Below are 17,597 nucleotides of genomic sequence, written 5' to 3' on the forward strand. Positions count from 1 at the left end.
TCGACCAATGTATTGCGTCGATCAATTGAACTCCGAAACTTAAGCCTCTAAGACAAATCCATTTGATACCCATGCAGGAATCTAGTGTACCATGCGATAATATTGATAAACTTATCAGCTCCTTGATAAAAACGATGATGATGAAGATTATAGCAAAACATCGCGTCGCTCGGCGGTGCTCTTCGACAGGCCCTGTGGCAGCCGCTTATGAACTTAAGGTGGACGCGGGGGAGGTGCGACGAGATGACGCGCAAGTCGCTCTGGCGGCAAAATTCGATGCTCTGCACGAGTCTCTTGCCTCGCTCCCACCAGTACCCGTGCGCACCGACGATCCGACCCAGAGCAGTTGTACAAACAGCAGTCCACTATTACTGTTGCTGGCGCGACCCCTAGCATCCGCCCAGTCATTTCTTAGAAAGAAGTTCCGTTTGTGGTTTTTTGGTCCACCACCGAGAGGCATTTACATTCATGGACCGGTCGGGGTCGGCAAAAGCTTTCTAATGGATCTCTTTTACGCGTCGGTTAGTGTTCCTGATGATGATTCTTGCTATAAAAATGACAGCCACAAACATGCAAAGGTTACCAAACGCCGCGTCCATTTTCATGAATTCATGCTAGACGTTCATCATCGAATCTTTGTTTACAAACAGAAGCACCCACGAGGTGATGCGATTCCTATCATTGCGCAACAATTGGCCCAAGAAGCGCAACTCCTTTGTTTCGATGAATTTCAAGTGACAGAAATTGCCGATGCCATGATTTTGAAGCGACTGTTTTCACTATTATTATTGGATTGGAATGTCGTGATGGTGGCCACCTCGAATCGATCCCCCGATGCCTTGTATGAGGGAGGTATTAACCGATCCCTCTTTTTGCCATTCATCGACATGTTGAAACACACGTCCGACATTATTTCCATGGAGGATTCGCGGAAGGATTATCGGCTCGAAAATCGAGCGTGTGGTCAAGCCTATTTTTGGTCAAACAAGGATGTTCATGGCGATAGTAATATTAATAACAACATGCAGGCGCAGTTGGAAGAAATATTTGGTGGCACTGCATCAGGAACTGAGGCAGAGAGCATTCCCGTCCTCTTTGGTCGCACCGTCCAGGTCGCCCGATTGAATGACCGTTGCGCCTGGTTTAACTTTTCAGAATTGTGCTACCAACCGCTCGGAGCGGCCGATTATATTTCCCTTTGTCGCCGATTTCCGGTCCTCATCATGGACCGCGTCCCCCAACTGGACGCCAATTACCTCAACGAAGCGCGACGATTCGTGACCCTCATTGACGCGTGTTATGAATCTCGCACCCGCTTGGTGCTGGCGGCACAAGTTCCGCTCGACGAATTGTTTGTCGATTTTGAAGCGCAAGTTCAAAGCAGTGATGGAGATGAAGAATTATTTGTCAGTGAGAAGGGGGGAAACTCGAGTTCCTTTGCGACGACCATGATTCGCACCAAAGAGGGAGAATATATAGAGTGGTCGGCGACGGGTCTAATTGGCGTGTCTCTGGCACAATTTTCGGCCGCCAATGATCTCGCCTTTTCCTTTCGACGAGCCGCGTCTCGGTTGGTAGAAATGGGAGGAAAGGAATGGGGACGGCAATGACGAAAACTTTCCTGTCGAGCTCGTTGAACGTTTGATTGAAGGTAAAAGCCTTTTGTGTATATATCGTGAATTCAGGGGGTTTATTCAAGTTCAAGTTGCGCAAAAAATTGGCCTGATTCAAGCAACTATTGCAGAGCTCGAAAAAGGCAAACAGAAAGGCTCTATTGAAACATGGCAGGCCTTAGCATCTGTCTTAAATGTAGACATTGATGATCTAGTTTAAAGACATCTGTCATTCCAATACCGGCCGTTCAACGATTTTATAATTAAGCTTATTCTGGGCTCTCATATTATTTTTCTGTATGGTGTTTATTCTAAGTGTTGCGGCGCACGGCGCTCTGCAATTAAAGATAGGGTCGTTTAAAAAACGTTATTTAACGCTACCCCTAATCCAAAACGTGTTTGACTGTAATTGTAATCAATCAAGCTTTCGCCATATCCGTCAAAAGCAGTGGCGTAACCACGCATTTTTCCCCATAACGGAAATGTCATTGAGAATTCAGCCGAGCCTCTATGAGTCGAAAAGTTCTGGCGTCCACTAAAACTAAACTCTAAGTGTTGCCATTTGTAAACTAAGCCCAATTCAAAAGAGCCTAAGAAATCTTCAATATCTGGGTTGTCATCACCAACTGAGTCAAACTCAAACTCCTTTTCGTCTTCTGATAGTCGGTGCCAATATCGATAGGAGAGTGCGAAGTTATTTTTTTCATACAAAAAATTCGCATAAACTCTATTCCAACTTCTCGATAATATCTGAGATTGACCATTTGATTGGTGCTCTATGCCCACCTTAAAAGCGGTATTGCCGCCGAATACTTCCGAGTCCATTGGCGCAATATAATAGACTTCTGGTTGATAATTGGTCTCGCGAAAGGGTTTAGATATATTTTGCGAGTAAATTTGCCACCAGGCTTGAAGCGTAAAACCAAAATATAGCCCGTCTCCCTCGATTAACATTGAAGTGTAATTCAAGGGTACTTTTATACTGACTTGAAACTTCGCTTCGACATTCTCGAAATTTTCTTCAGCGCCACCAAAAAAGAAATACACGTCTCTATTTAAGTTGTTGGTAGTTATTGCGGGGAGGATATAGTTCACGTGATGAGGAGTGATCACATAAGGATCAAACTGCGTTTGTTTTTCTTGCATCACACGTCGTGACCCAATGCCTGTGCGCTCAAATGTGTTGGGCGTCTCAATTGATTGTCTTTCGATATCTTTGGCAGCTATCTTCCGTTCACAAATTTCTTTTATTTGCGCAATAGTGGTTTCGTCATTTGCACTTTTAAATTGCTCTACAACGCATTTATCGAGCTTTTCATTGGCTAACACGTCAAAAGTTACAGCGCATGCCACCACAGTTGGAATTATGCGTAGATAATTTTTGTGCATTGTCACTTTCTCCTAAATATAGACATATTCAACCGGTACCAAAATAAGGTAATAAATGTCGCAAAAAGCAGTCCAAATAAAATCCATATAGCCCCTGATTCAAACATAGGTCCATCGCTTATCCAAAGCGGGCCCATACCGCCCGCTGTAAATGATGCCCGACAATATTAAAGTATGATAATTCTTTAATTAAACTGAACTACTGTAGCGCTCTATTGGGCAATGAAATTAATGGTTTACGTTTGATTAATTGTTCTACTGTATTTTTCGCCTAACTCTTGCTAATTGACTATTAAAATGCGCTTCTTCAATACGGAAACAAATCCAATTCAGAATTTCTAAAATACTCTAAGCGATTAGGTACTGTGTCTTCTATTGTTTCCTTTTGCTCTGGTGTAAGGCGATCACCTAATCGCTCAACTGCCAGAAAAACTATGAAGGTTTCGGCTACATCCTCTCCCAGAGTTATCCCTTGCGTAAGTTGAGATAAAGTGATTATCAGTCATTTGAGCATTTAACCAGCCTGATGACCGAGCGTGGTCAGCGTCTAATGACGTATGCGAGCCTTCATGCACTAGCACTTCTTCTAGATAACCATTGGCTACATAGCGCTCACCTTGTTTGGTATGGATAAGTATGTTGTAGTTACCACCGCCAAACAACTCATCACCTGCATGGATCCAAACTGTTTCCAAATCTTTAAACAACACGCTCGGTATTCGTCCTATAGATTCTGCATAAAACTGCGCTTGTCGCTGAGCTTCAGATTCACTACCAAACTCAGGATTAACTTGCACTTCAATGACGTAACCACCATCATAAATTGCTTGAAATAGATAAACATTTTGGACGTTATTAAAGCTATTGGTGCGGCGGTCAAACATCTCGCGATTTCCTAGGCCCATCGACATTATTGATTGAAATATTGAAGGGTCTTGTGAGGTAATTATGTCGGGGTTCAAAAAAACAGTTCCACCATAGGGTGGCTCCAAGCCGCTAGGCATGTTTGGCTGAGCAATAGGAGTACCTGACGAGCTCGTCTGTGGCGTTGAAGAGGAATCAGAACCACCACATGCAAATAATACCAGTAGAGAGAAAAATAAAAAAACAGCTTTTTGTGACATATACCATACTCCTCTGTGCGACCAATACGTTTATCTAATATTTGCTGAATCACCCAGATTGCTGAGATAAGAGCTCAAATCATCCAAAGCCGACCGTTTAACGAATCTAGAATTAAACTTATTTTCAAGAAATCCATATAAAATAACATAGGTATAATTCTTAGTTTTTAGTTACTAACGACTTTATATCATCACCGATCATTACCAATGCCGGGGTCAATGCGAGTACTGCAAATCCTGTAAATAAAATCCCAAACCCTAGGCTAATAGCCATAGGTATGAGAAACATAGCTTGAGGACTTGTTTCTAATAACATCGGGATCAAACCGAAAAAAGTAGTAATAGTTGTTAAAAACAATGGACGAAACCTTCTTGATACAGCAGTCACGATTGAATCGCTTGTGGTTAATGTACCCTCATTATTTAACTGATTGAAATAATCAATCATCACAATGCCTCCATTAATTGTGACGCCAGATAGAGCTACAATACCGAACATAGAAATAAAACTCAGATCATAACCCATCAATACATGTCCTAAGAATGCAAATCCAGCGGAAACTGGAATGGACGCCATAATAATAAGGGGTTGAAAATAGGATTTAAAGACAGCCGCTAACATAAAATAAATAACAAACATTGCGATACTCATGGCTTGTAGAAGAGAAGAAATATCCTCTGCTTGATCGCGAGACATGCCTTCAAATTCATAAATTAGTCCTAAATCATTTTCAACCATTGGATCAAGAACAAGTTGCTTTAATAACCCATTGACTTCATTTGGAGTCGTTATGGATTCATCGACGTCAGCGGTAATTGAAACAATTCGGCGACCGTTAACTCGATCGATAGTCAGTGGGCTGAACGACTGTTCAATAGTCGCTACGTCCTCAAGAAATACGCTTTCTCCATTCGGTAGTTGAATCATAAATCGTTCTATGGAAGCTAAAGACTGCCTGTCAGAGCTTGGTAAGCGAACATAAGCAACAACCTCATCTCTTCCTCTTTGAATGCGTTGAACCTCATACCCATAATATGCATTGCGTATTTGGCGAGCAATGTCCTCTGTCGTTAATGACGAAGCAATACCAAGCGGCGTTAGTTTAAACTCCAATTCTGGAGTTCCTGAAGCGTTTGACGCGGAAATCTCATAGACCCCAGGTGTTTGGCTAAGCCACAATACAATGGATTCAACAGCCGCATCTAGAATCACAGTATTTTCGTGGGATAAATTTATCGATATATCATCTCCTCCACTGAGCAGCGTTGCATTAAATGTAAGTTCTTTTACGCCAGGTAAATTACCAACTTTATCGCGCCATTGGTTTGCAATTTCAACAGCTGTATCTTTACGCTGAGTCGACGAAACAAGGGCAAGTACGGCCTCTGCCGAAGCACTATCAATATTAGTTTGACTAACTGTACTACTTGAGAAACTATCATTGATTGAGCCCCCGATAGTTGTAGACATACTTTTTAAAAGACTAGAATCAGAACCTCCGACGGTCTCATAGCCCTTATTAACAATATAATTCATAGTTCTTTCTGTTTCTTCATAAGCTGTACCTGCAGCCATTTCAAGATTGACTGTAATATTGTCGCCATCAACCACCGGGAAAAATATAAAACGAAGCTGTCCGCTTGAAAGCATGCCAAACATGACTATCAAAAATCCAATGAACAAAGCCAATGTGACATACCTGAATCTCGTCGATATTCTCACTGTGGGCATTATTAAGCGATCGCGAAATGTAAATAGAAATTTTTCCCCTCTCTTCCTGATATTTTCCATTGGACCTTTTGACCATTGTCCTTGATGAGCAAGATGAGAAGGAAGAATGCAAAATGACTCAAGAAATGATACCGCTAATACAGCGATAACAACGATAGGCACAGCTTGTAATATCTGTCCTAATGTCCCCCCGGTAAACAATAAAGGAGAAAAAGCCGTGACTGTTGTTAGTACCCCAATAGTGACGGGTGAAATAACCCCTTGAGCACCAATAGCTGCTGCTTCAACAGGCGCATAGAGCCTATTAATTTGTTTGTCTTGAATATTTTCTGCAACTACGACTGCATCATCGACTACAATTCCTAGCACAACAATTAATGCGAACAAGGACACCATATTTATGGTCGTGAATTGACCGATTACAATGAACCCTCCTAAAAATGCAATAAAAATTCCCGTAGTTGTCCAGAATGCTATCTTCATATCTAGTGTTAATGCCAAAAACATAAAAACAAGTGCAAGACCTAAGACACAGTTTCGTAATAGCAAGTCAATTCTTTCGGATATCTCAGTTGTATCATCTGTGAATACTGATACCTCTACTCCGAAGCCCGGTTGAAAAGCATTTATAGCTCGCTCAACACCAGCTTTGATATCAAAAGCATCTTGATCGTCTCCTTTACCTACATCAACAAATATAGCTTGTTTGTTATCTACAGTATTAATTAGTTGGTCATTTGAAAAGCCGTCATAAACGGTAGCTATTTGCTCTAGTAGCACTTTACCGCCGTTGGCATCGCTAACAATAACGATATCATTAAATGCTTCCCCGCTATATCTCTCCTCATTGGTTTTTAATAGAATGCTGCCACCGGATGTTTTTAATGTCCCGCCCGAAAGAGTTAATGACGAATTTTCTATACTCTTCGCTACATCAGAGAGTTTCAAGTCATATCTCTTTAGAGCTGATTGCGACACTTCAATAGATATTTCTAAGTTGAGTACACCAGACAGAGAAGCACTAGAAACCGAAGGATCCAATAAAAGTGCGTCTCGAAAGCGGCTAGCTTCATTGTACAATTCGAGTGGTTCCAAATCACCAGCAACCGCTAGTCTCATTACTCTACTTGATGGTGTTGAAATAGTAATACTTTCTTCTTCTGCGTCAGACGGTGGAAAATCGGCTAGACTGCTGACAGACTGCTCAATATCGTCCTTTACACTTTGTGAATTGGCAAAATTTGTCAATTCTGCTGTGATAGTTCCATTTCCTTCTTTTGCCGCAGATTTAACACGCTTAATACCCTCAATAGATACTAACAATTCCTCAACTCTGCGATTTATTGCATTTTCTATCTCAGTTGGTGATGCTCCGGGATAATTGACACTTACTAGAATTGTTCTTGGATCAACTTCAGGAAATGTTTCTGATTTAATATTGGCAAGCGTGAATATACCTCCGCCAATCAAGGTTATCATCAAAAGATTTGCCACAACCGAATTACTTGTAAACCACCCTATTAACCCTAAATTTTTTGCTCTAGGCATAGCCATTCCCTATTTTTTCAGTTGTCTAGTGGGTTATTTGAAAGTGCTATAACATCGACTAATAGGCCATCTTTTGCATTTGAGGGGGCTAATCTAACGACCCCATCCCCAAAATCAAACGGAGCTATATAGGCAGAGTCGTCGTTGCGCTGAATAATGTTGACCTTTTTTCTCACCAGCAAATTATTGCGAACAGTCCATAAATGTTGATCTTGACTAATTATTTGACTAGGTAATTCAAAAACAGAATCAACTGTCCTCAAATTAATGTTCACATTAACAAATGAACCAGGTAGAAAGCGTGTTTGTTCAACAAATTCAAGCCTTATACCTGCAAGTCGAGTCGTACTGTCCAAGTTGCTATCACCTCGAACAACTATTGCTTCTCCTTTAGGCCCATTCTTTGCCGCTACGCTAACTTTTGCGGGCCGCCCTTGCAGGTAAGGAATGTTTTCTAGTCCGCCCATTAAACTGACCAAGCGTTTTGGCGAAACTTCTACAATTACTTCCATATTGTCTGCGGAATACGCCTCGCCATAGTCTTGCCCTGCAGTCACATTTTGCCCTATTTCTAGTGTTGCATCGGTAACAATTCCTGAAAAAGGGAGAGAAAAACGAGTCCGACGTAGATCGAGTTTAGCGCTTTCTAACGTGGCCTGAGCTGAAGCAACCTTTGCTTCAGCAGATGCGATTTGCGGCTCACGGGCGACAAGACTTGGAATACTCTCTTCTCCGTAAATAACTTTCCATTCATTTGAAGCCGTCTCTGCTTCCGCTAATTCAAGTTTAAGTTCGCTTTGGCTAGCACTCAGATCAGCTTCCGCCTGCGCAACCGCTAGTTGATAATCATCTTTGTCAATTTCAAACAGCGCATCGTTTGCTTCAAATTGCCCGCCTGTTACAAAACTAGGCGATACGTGAACTATTCGGCCATTAACTTCTGGTGAAATAAACACTGTAGATCTAGCGAAAACAACCCCTGTTTCATTCAAAAATATCTGCTTTGACTCAACATTTGGAATAATCACCTCAACAACAGGCGAAACAACGTTTCGTTTAACAACCTCTTCAATATTGGGCGATGATTTAAAATTGTATAACAAGGCCGAAACAACGATAATAACAACTAGAAGCACTTGAATTACACCCACGGAAACATTTTTCATAAATTAGCCTCTTTAATTATTCATTCTTCTCTGGACAGGTATTTCATCAATTGGAGTGTTTGTCCATACTCCCCCTAGCGCCAGAAAAAGTGCTACTCTCGCTTCAATTCTAGAACGCTGAATATTCAGATAACTTAATTTTGCATTATTTAAAGCACGACTGGTTTCTAGTATTGTGAGTAAAGACTGTTGACCGCTTGTGTAACGCTTTCTTCCGAGTAAATCGGAAACATGTGCGGCATCTAATGATGCCTTGGAAAGAGTAAGTTGTTCGATAAGTGCTTGTTCATCAACAATTGCCTTTTCAACATCCAGTACCGCGTTTAATATCGTTGTGGCGTAAGTAGCTGATAATTCCCTCGCCTTTTCTTCAGCAATTGTTTTTGCAGCTCGTAGTTTTTCGCCTGCATAAATCGGTGCTAGTATATTGCCGACAAAAGAAGCCACCCAAGCGTCTAAATCAATAACTGAGGATAAATCTTTACTCGAATCATCAATAGATGCCGAAAATGAAAAAGTAGGAAATAAATCCGCATTTGCAGCACGGACATCTGCTCGAGCTGCTTCATAAGCTAAGCGAGATTCATAAACATCTGGCCTGAGTATCAAAATTTGACTTGGCACAGTGGTTGGCATATCCGTTAGATTTTTTGCACTAATTAAAGCATCAAAACGATAGATTTTCCGAGACGGGCTATTTCCAACTAATACGTTAATAGAGTACGATATTGTCTTTAACTGAGCTTTTAAACTTGGAATTCCTGCAAGTGCATCGGCTAAATTTTGTTTCGCTAATGCTACATCGGTAGCATCAGTTCCTTCTACCCCATTGCGAAATCTTTCTTCTGTTAATGCCAGTGTATTTTCGAAAGAATTCGCTAAGGACTGCGTAATGTGTAATTCTTCTTTGACTGCCCAACCCTGTATATATAGGTTGGTCAAGTTCACGATCAAAGATTGCCTTAAAGATTTTTCTGCCGCTATCTGACTTAGAAAAGACAGCCGTTGTGCTTCGGAGGCTGACCTCAATCCACCAAATACATCGACATTCCAACTAAAATCAAATCCCAAATTAAAGTTATCACTAGAATTACTTGTTGCGCCATCGTCTAATTCAACTTCAGTAGCGCTTAATCTTGCATTTAAGGTAGGTAGCAAATCACCATAGACTTGCTGGTGCCTTGCAGATGCTTGCCGAATTCTAGAAGCGGCTGATACGAGTTCAAAACTCTGATTTAATAATTGCTCTATCAGATCTGACAATTCTTCATCTCGTGAAATCTTTTTCCACCACTCACTATTTTCATCAATAGATACGTCATTTTGTTCGTATTGTATTGATAGGTTAGCCTCAATATCTGCTGAAGCAGGTGGTTGACCATGTTGCAAAGTGCAACCGGAAAGGCTTATCAGCAATAAAATGTATAGTGTAAATTTCATTTTTCCCACTTATCGAACGATATCGTATGATAATAGGGCGGATCTAGAAAAAAATCAAATTGGTGCTATAATTTTGTGGCATGTATCGTAAAAGCTACGAACAAAAATTCCTATTTTTTTCATTTTAGTGTGATGCGCTAAAAAAACAGTATGCAAATGAATCAATCAATCGGAAGACCAACAGACAGCAACAAAACAATTGCCATTTTAGATACAGCGTTAAAACTGTTTTCTTCCAGAGGCTTAGAAGCAACTTCAATAGAGTCTATCGCTGCAGAATCACGAGTCGCAAAATCAACGATTTATGCCCGCTTTGGAAATAAAATTAATATTCTAGAAGCTGTAATAAAAAATTTTACTATGCCAATACAGCAGGTATGGCAAGAGGTAAGTAGTGAAAATAGTATTGAGGAAAGAATAAATTCAATTGGTATAGCTTTAGCTGTGCGAGTAGAAAGCAGAGAAATATCAAGGCTTGAGCCGGTCGTTATGATGGCTATGATTAAATATCCAAAAGTAGCCGATGCGTTCTATTACAATGGGCCTGGAAAAGTTATTGAAGAACTTACAAAATTTATTGATTTAGCTATTCGGGATGGAGAACTAACAACCATTGATGAGACGCCTTCTGCTGCTGTAATGGCTGAAGATCTACTTGGCTTATGGCGTGGAGCTAACTCTCATGTATTCAAAGCACGGTCAGAAGGTAAAGATACTGTTGAGAAAAAAGAACTGGAAGTTCAGATACATAGAGGTACTAAACTTTTTTTAAAGCTTTATGGCCAATGACAAAATTAGTTAGCCCCTAATTTAAATTAGCCTGGGTTATGAAGAGTAGTGACTTGTACTTCCCTTCCTTGTGTTCCAATCAACTTAGGCTAAATGTGGTTTGGGATAAATGTTTTGCTCGCGAAACTATATACTAAACGGTAATGATAGTTTTTCGCTGAATATCAAATATAGCTGCTTTTCCATTGTTTCATAGCAACACCTCTATTTATTTATAATATAGCGTTGCGTTGACCAATTGAAATCACAGCCTCTCAAGGGCCAGTCAAGGAGTAATTTTTTTCATAACATGGATTATCGGATTTTAGAAAGTTTATGAAGGCGCTGGTTCAACAACAGCCGGTTAAAAAACATCTTTTCTAATCGACGTTAGGCTTCTCGATATAAGCCAAAACAGGCACTTTTCAACCATAGAATGCAGATAGCCGATAAAACTCATTCGACTGCAAATGTAATTGGCTTTACGTCATGCAAACATTCAGTGTTTAGTTGTTCATTTCTATTCTCCATAAAACTCTCGACAATTTTCCAAGAACAATTTTCTTCGTTTGCTAATTTCGTATAGTTTGGTGTGCCATGTCCGGCATCAGGAAACAAAATGGCGTGCTGGTTCGCCCTTGTTAGTTGCTGTTCAATTTCCTCAAACCATTGTAGTGGTGCTTGCATATCTAAACCACCATGCATTACCAATATAGGGAGTTTAGTCTTTAACGTGTTAGGTAAACTGATTGGCGGCGCCTGAGTTGGCCAAGCATGTTGCAAATTAATATAGGTTTCGACGATAGACATAAGCAAGGGATTTTGTGGTAACAGAGCTTGCTTCCGTTTTGAAGTGTGTTTACTTAATAGCTCCGTGAATATCTGATGATGCAACATCAATGGGTTAAATTGAAAGAGTTGTTTGTTTTGCCGTTGTTGATTTTTTTGTATTAGAGTAAGCGTTTTTTGCAATTTTACAATGTCTTGTTTGTCACAATTATTTAGCCTTTTGATAGTTAGAGGCAAGTCTTTTCGGAGAGCGGAATTACTAGCAAGACTACCAATTATGAAAGAGACTGATTGCGGATTAGTTTTTGTGAATTCGCACATTTGCCAAGCGTCATTAACAATTAAATCGGTAGCTGTTTGGTATGCCGAGGTTTCAAAAAGAGCTGCGCATTTTGGCATTTCATCGCATTTCAATAACATCCGCTTGAGCGTTTTTTCTTGTTCATTGGCGGTGATTTCAAACTTAGGCTCCAGCGAAATTCCACTCATTAAAACTGCCGCATCGATAGTACCTTCAAATAATTGAATAAATCGCTGTGTTAAAAAAGTACCGTATGAAGTTCCCATTACAACCACCGGCACCTTGTTTGGGTTATTTGCCCTGATTAAATAGTCGAGATCGTGAGCTGCTCCAACAGCACCGAACCAATCTAAATTATCGGAATAAGCGTTGATTAATTCTGGCGCACAAATTTGTACAAACATTTCATCGAGAGGCTGATAGTTAATATTACAATTTAGGTGATTCGAGAAGCCAACACCTCGATGAGTTGGAATGAATAGATCCCAGCCCATCCCATGGACTAAATCTACAAACTTGGGATCAGAAAAAGTCGCACCGCTCGCGCCAGGGCCGCCATCAAGTAACCATAGTTGGCCATTTGATTCATTTTTATCGGTTTTAGGCAACGGAAAAGCACGCAAAAACACATTTATTTTATCTGCTTTCGGACTGAGCCAATTCAACGGTACAGAGTAAAGCCCACATAAATCGCCTCCTATATTTGGCAATACATCTGGGCATTTATATTGCAATTGCAGAGTGTTCGCTTTATTAAATGCAATAGGAGCTAATGCGCGCTCTTCGTCACAACCAGTCAATATTAGAAAAGACAGAAAGATAAAAAGTAGGGGCTTATTTATTGTTAAATCCGCTTTATTTATTTTTGCTAGCGTCGCAACCACCCACAGCGCTTAAATAGTCAATAACCGGTAAAATCGCATTTTTGTCATGCCACTTTGCTTTTAGTGAACTGACATAAGCAATTATTTTGGGTGCGTTGAATATTTCTTTTTCGTGCTTGCAATATATAGGTGCTTGTTTTTCCTTCTTAGCTTTATCATTTAAAACTGCAATTGCATCGAGTGCACCACCCAGGTAGGTATTGCAAAATTGTTGGTGACCTGCTTGTGAAGAATTGCATACTTCAACAAACTGTTTAACGCCAAGAGCAAATGCGTTGCTAGAAAAACAAAATAGCAGCCCAAATAACAAAAAGGCTATATTAATTTTCTTGTAATTCATGTAAAATCCATAATAATTATCGTAAAACATTAATAAAATAATTTATTACATGATTTTGTCAAGGTTTTTATTTATGACTATTCAGCATCTTAGTATTTTTCTTTATTGGCTTTTATTACTCCCAATATTCGCTGTTCCAGCAATGTGGCTGTTTTTTATTATAAGCATTAATAGCTTTAGGGAGCTTGCTATGAGGAGCGTTGAATTTGCTATTCAATGGCGAACGGTTGAGCTTTGGCAACTATATTTGTTGTGTGTGCTTGCTGCAGTTCCATCAATGTTGATCGTGTGGGGTTTGTTGCGTTTGCGTCAAACCTTTTTTGCTTTTAAGCAACAAAGCATCTTTAAAATTTCAAATGCTGTTAACGTCAAACATTTTGCTTTAATGCTTATTTTAGCGCCTATCATTCAATTTTTTATCAGGCCTTTGTCGAGTATTTTATTATCTGTTAACCATCCTGCCGGCCAAAAAGTGCTTTCAATTTCTTTCAATAGTTACGACATATTTACATTTCTGATTGGTTTGGTTTTTTGGCTTATTGCTAAAATATTGATTGAAGCCAATGCCCTGTCTGAAGAAAACAAAGCATTTGTGTAAAGGTAAAAACTCATGAATATAATTGTTAATCTTGACGTGGTGATGGCTCAACGAAAAATTAAATCTAAAGACCTTGCCGCGCAAATAGGTATATCAGAACAAAACCTTTCTTTGTTAAAGTCAGGGAAGGTAAAAGGGGTAAGGTTCAATACACTTGCCAAAATTTGCCAAGTATTAGAGTGCCAACCAGGCGACTTACTTGCTTTTGAAGATTAGCTGTTTATGGTAATTCAGTTCGACGAAGCACGTCGAAGTTGGGCCCTGCGCATTGGCATACCGTCGATGTCGGCGAATATCATTTGTAAGTCAAAACGTTCGTAAAAGCTTTTTGTGCCCCCGTCTAAACCAATCAAAATTAATGCTTTATCTTGCATTCTGGGTTTAACATCAGCAAGCGTCAAGCCACTATCTTGTTTGTCTTCTCCAATATCCAAGACCTTACCGTTAGTGAGATAAAGAAGCTTTATTTTGCGTTCTATAATTCCGGCCTTGTTTGCAATATACCTTTGATTCACCCATTCTAACGCCAATTGCTCACTACCTTGAATCACAACAACTCGATATTCATATAGGTAATCGTTTAAAGACTTGCTGGGGATTTTAGCTGTGGTATTCATATTAAATGTATAGGCATTAAATGCTGTGAAAAGTAAAATATATAAGCCAATAAACCTATTGGTGCGCATTATAATTTTTACACCGTAAATTAAGTTCTTGAAACAAGCCTTTACCACACAATCTTGGCTTTTTGATAAAGTGCACTTTTTTATCATATTATTCGTAAATAAATGTTCAATAAAGTCTATACGTGTTACTTGCTGATCAGGGTGAAAATTACTATCAGTTGTTTTAGCCGGAGAACTTAAAAGTGAAAACAAAAAAAGCGCGAATTACAGATGCGCTTTGCCAAATAAGTAAACATTTTTTATTGCTTGCATTCCTCTTTTTAACATTAGGGGTATTGCCTTCTTTTGCACAAGTACAAAGCCCGCAAACAGATAATGGGCAATTAACTAGTGAATTAACGCTTGAAACTTTTTCGCTTGAAAATATAAGTTCTTTACCTGTTGTTGATGCCACCACAGGCCCTCATATTGAAGTCTTTTTAATAAGTGAAGACCTTGTACTCGCGCCAGGTGAAACCACTTATATTGGCGTATTGTTAAAACCCGAAGTACTATGGCACACCTATTGGCGAAACCCGGGCGACTCGGGTGAAGCGCCCGTAATAAACATGAGTAGTAGCCATAATCTGAGTTTTGGTGAAATTGAATGGCCATTACCAAGTGCAATACCGGTTGCTCATTTGGTTAATTACGGTTACGAAGCTGAGAACCTACTTATGTTTCCGGTGCAAGTGCCTGTTGATTTGCAAAGCGCTAATTCAGACACAATTGTTGATATAACAGCAGACCTTTCTTGGTTAGTCTGTAAAGAAGATTGTATTCCAGGATTTGCTACGCTATCCATATCGATGCCTGTTTTTACGTCCAACAGCGTTGCCTCCCAAATCGAAAAAAGCAGCGACAATATCAGCGAAAAAACCAGCGCAACAGAGATTAGCTTCAAAGACGGCAGCTCGACAAAAAATAGCCTACCTAGTGCTGATGAACAAAATAACTCGCCGTTTGCCGCGCTTTTTCAACAAACTCGAGAGTTGCTTCCTAGTACCGAATGGCAAGGCGGAAAACATGAGATAAACGACAAACATATTGTTGTTGAAATTGATATGAAAGACAAAAGTCTTGGCAGCACTAGTAAACTCATGTTGTTTCCGTTTCGGTCTGACATCGCTCAACATGCCGCAGAACAAATCATCATCTTGGAAGACAACAAGCTTAGAATCATCGTTGAAAAATCAATATATTTCGACGGGCAAGCAGAATCATTAAAATGGTTGCTTTCTGACGGTACAAATGGCTTTTATGTTGAATCAACCCCGAATATCGCTAGCTTGCTTCCACTTTCTAGTAAGCAGGGCTCCGAGGCTTTATACATTTACATCATCATGGCTTTTATTGGCGGATTAATTTTAAATGTGATGCCTTGTGTATTGCCTATTTTATCAATGAAGGCAATGGCGATGCAGCATAGTCAGCATTCTCCATTGAAAATAGGTCGTTTGCATAAAAGCGCTTATTTACTTGGCGTATTGGCATGTTTCAATGCCTTTGCTCTTTTGGTGATATTGCTGAAATCTGGTGGACAACAAGTAGGTTGGGGTTTTCATATGCAAGAGCCGGTGGTCATTGTACTACTAGCTTTTCTTTTCGCTTATATTACGCTGGTATTGCTTGATGTGACTCAAATGGGTACACGTTTGGCTGGTGTTGGGCAGTCTTTGGTGTCGGGTGATACAGCGGGTTCACACTTTGCTACAGGCGTTTTAGCCGTGATTGTTGCCTCACCCTGCACAGCACCATTTATGGCCGCAGCACTAGGCATTGCTATGGTGAGCGATGCCTATGTGACCTTTGCTATTTTCAACGCATTAGCCCTCGGCTTTGCATTACCGCTCACCTTATTATTTTTGTCTGCCAAAGCCAAATCTTTATTGCCAAAGCCCGGGCAGTGGATGCTCACTTTTAAACATTGGCTCGCCTTTCCAATGCTAGCAACTGTCATTTGGCTTGCATGGGTCTATGCTGGGCAAATGGGTCATCAAATGCAGTTTTTATTGTTATTGATGATATTGAGTTTTGCTATGTTCATTTGGTCTTCTGCCAAGGTAAAAAGTAATAGCATGCAGATAGTCATGAACTTGTTAGCACTTGCGAGTTTAGTTGCGGTTATTTATGTAACGGTTATTGTGCCGCCAAAACAAACGAGTAATAACAGTCAAAATACCTCTGTCGGCGCTTCTATTGCATTTGATAAAAAACGTTTGCAGAGCTTAAAAGATGATGGCCAAGTTGTGGTCGTAAACATGACCGCAGACTGGTGCATTACCTGCAAAGTCAACGAGCATGTGGCTTTTGCAGACTCAACAGTACAAGATGCATTAGCGCAAGAAAATGTGCACTACATGGTAGGAGACTGGACAAATAAAAATCAACCCATTCTCGACTATTTAACTGAATATAAAAGGGCTGGCGTGCCCTTGTATGTGGTTTACGCAGGCAACAAAAGTGAACAAGTCCTGCCACAAATATTAACCCCCAATATAGTAATTGAATCAATCCAACAAGCTAAAAAGGAGATCTCGAATGATCAAATTAATACAAACTAAACAAAATAAGTTTTCTGCGAAATGGCTTAGTAAGCTAGCGATGGGCGCAGCAATGTGCCTTGGCCTGAGTTTTGGTTTAAGCTCTGCTGCAAATGCGGGTATAAAAATTGGTGAACCTGCACCGGAGTTTACTCTCACTAACAGCATGGGCGAGACCGTATCGCTTAACGATTACAAAGGTAAGCACGTTGTTCTGGAGTGGACTAATCATCAATGCCCTTATGTTGTTAAGCACTACGACAGTGACAACATGCAGTCCTTACAGCGTAAATATACCGACAAAGATGTAGTTTGGTTGTCGATAATATCGTCTGCACCAGGCAAACAAGGTTATGTTAAAGCTGATGAAGCTAACCAACTGACTGAATCACGTAAAGCGGATCCAAATCATGTATTATTCGATCCTGAAGGTGATGTAGGTAAGGCATATACTGCTAAAACCACGCCTCACATGTACATTATTAACCCAGAGGGTATATTAGAATATGCCGGTGGTATTGATAGTATAAAATCGGCAAACCCGAAAGATATTCCTAAAGCGGTCAATTATGTTGATGTAGGTTTAAGCGCTTTGCTAGCCGGTCAATCGATAGAAAAAACATTGACGCCGCCATATGGCTGTTCTATTAAATATAAAAGCTAAAGAGAATGGGGGTCATCGTCAATTAGTAAGGTA

General features: G+C 40.2%; 15 protein-coding genes. 7 read left to right on the plus strand and 8 right to left on the minus strand.

Translation table 11 applies throughout. From position 1 onward, the window contains the following. The first annotated feature begins 194 nt into the window (after window positions 1–194). Window positions 195–1,610: a cell division protein ZapE gene (gene zapE, locus RM552_RS08515; RefSeq protein ID WP_311368399.1), complete on the plus strand. Its 1,416-nt coding sequence runs from the start codon at window positions 195–197 to the stop codon at window positions 1,608–1,610. A 52-nt stretch (window positions 1,611–1,662) separates the two neighbouring features. Then, complete coding sequence (locus RM552_RS08520) at window positions 1,663–1,833, plus strand: helix-turn-helix transcriptional regulator (RefSeq protein ID WP_311368400.1); 171 nt, start codon at window positions 1,663–1,665, stop codon at window positions 1,831–1,833. 137 nt (window positions 1,834–1,970) lie between these two features. Here the strand turns inward: RM552_RS08520 and RM552_RS08525 are convergent, their stop codons facing one another. From RM552_RS08525 to RM552_RS08545, 5 genes are all read right to left on the minus strand, one after another. Beyond that, window positions 1,971–3,002, minus strand: a complete 1,032-nt coding sequence (locus RM552_RS08525) for a phospholipase A (RefSeq protein WP_311368401.1) — start codon at window positions 3,000–3,002, stop codon at window positions 1,971–1,973. 416 nt (window positions 3,003–3,418) lie between these two features. Continuing rightward, window positions 3,419–4,126, minus strand: coding sequence for a hypothetical protein (locus tag RM552_RS08530; protein ID WP_311368402.1), 708 nt, complete (start codon window positions 4,124–4,126; stop codon window positions 3,419–3,421). A 160-nt stretch (window positions 4,127–4,286) separates the two neighbouring features. Then, the gene (locus tag RM552_RS08535; protein WP_311368403.1) at window positions 4,287–7,406 is read right to left on the minus strand and encodes an efflux RND transporter permease subunit; all 3,120 of its coding nucleotides are present in this window, start codon (window positions 7,404–7,406) and stop codon (window positions 4,287–4,289) included. Between the two features lie 17 nt (window positions 7,407–7,423). Beyond that, entirely contained in the window at window positions 7,424–8,572 is a 1,149-nt protein-coding gene (locus RM552_RS08540; RefSeq protein ID WP_311368404.1) for an efflux RND transporter periplasmic adaptor subunit, read from the minus strand. A 12-nt stretch (window positions 8,573–8,584) separates the two neighbouring features. Next, window positions 8,585–10,012 carry an efflux transporter outer membrane subunit gene (locus RM552_RS08545; RefSeq protein WP_311368405.1) on the minus strand — a complete coding sequence of 476 codons (1,428 nt, stop codon included), beginning with the start codon at window positions 10,010–10,012 and terminating at the stop codon, window positions 8,585–8,587. A gap of 156 nt (window positions 10,013–10,168) precedes the next feature. Here RM552_RS08545 and RM552_RS08550 point away from each other — a divergent pair, with 156 nt between their 5' ends. Then, window positions 10,169–10,801, plus strand: coding sequence for a TetR/AcrR family transcriptional regulator (locus RM552_RS08550; RefSeq protein WP_311368406.1), 633 nt, complete (start codon window positions 10,169–10,171; stop codon window positions 10,799–10,801). Window positions 10,802–11,236: 435 nt separating this feature from the next. On the opposite strand, the gene RM552_RS08555 is transcribed toward RM552_RS08550, so the two are convergent. Together RM552_RS08555 and RM552_RS08560 are read right to left on the minus strand one after the other, a co-directional pair. Beyond that, a complete protein-coding gene (locus RM552_RS08555; RefSeq protein WP_311368407.1) occupies window positions 11,237–12,754 on the minus strand; it encodes an alpha/beta fold hydrolase in 1,518 nt (505 codons plus the stop codon). Beyond that, on the minus strand, window positions 12,726–13,094 hold the full coding sequence (locus RM552_RS08560) for a hypothetical protein (protein WP_311368408.1): 369 nt from the start codon (window positions 13,092–13,094) through the stop codon (window positions 12,726–12,728). Before RM552_RS08560 ends, RM552_RS08555 begins: the two co-directional genes overlap by 29 nt. Before the next feature lie 190 nt (window positions 13,095–13,284). On the opposite strand from RM552_RS08560, the gene RM552_RS08565 reads away from it, so the two are divergent. Both RM552_RS08565 and RM552_RS08570 read left to right on the plus strand, forming a co-directional pair. Then, on the plus strand, window positions 13,285–13,692 hold the full coding sequence (locus RM552_RS08565; RefSeq protein WP_311368409.1) for a DUF2975 domain-containing protein: 408 nt from the start codon (window positions 13,285–13,287) through the stop codon (window positions 13,690–13,692). 12 nt (window positions 13,693–13,704) lie between these two features. After that, window positions 13,705–13,908, plus strand: coding sequence for a helix-turn-helix domain-containing protein (locus RM552_RS08570; RefSeq protein WP_311368410.1), 204 nt, complete (start codon window positions 13,705–13,707; stop codon window positions 13,906–13,908). A 14-nt stretch (window positions 13,909–13,922) separates the two neighbouring features. Here RM552_RS08570 and RM552_RS08575 read toward each other — a convergent pair whose 3' ends face one another. Then, complete coding sequence (locus tag RM552_RS08575) at window positions 13,923–14,378, minus strand: DUF4174 domain-containing protein (RefSeq protein WP_311368411.1); 456 nt, start codon at window positions 14,376–14,378, stop codon at window positions 13,923–13,925. 182 nt (window positions 14,379–14,560) lie between these two features. Here RM552_RS08575 and RM552_RS08580 point away from each other — a divergent pair, with 182 nt between their 5' ends. Beyond that, the gene (locus RM552_RS08580) at window positions 14,561–16,921 is read left to right on the plus strand and encodes a protein-disulfide reductase DsbD family protein (RefSeq protein WP_311368412.1); all 2,361 of its coding nucleotides are present in this window, start codon (window positions 14,561–14,563) and stop codon (window positions 16,919–16,921) included. Beyond that, window positions 16,899–17,564: a redoxin domain-containing protein gene (locus RM552_RS08585; RefSeq protein ID WP_311368413.1), complete on the plus strand. Its 666-nt coding sequence runs from the start codon at window positions 16,899–16,901 to the stop codon at window positions 17,562–17,564. The genes RM552_RS08580 and RM552_RS08585 overlap by 23 nt, the downstream gene beginning before the upstream one ends. The last annotated feature ends 33 nt before the right edge of the window (window positions 17,565–17,597 follow it).

The sequence above is a fragment of the Glaciecola petra genome (assembly GCF_031846345.1).
In the GTDB taxonomy this organism is placed as follows: Bacteria; Pseudomonadota; Gammaproteobacteria; order Enterobacterales; family Alteromonadaceae; genus Glaciecola; species Glaciecola petra.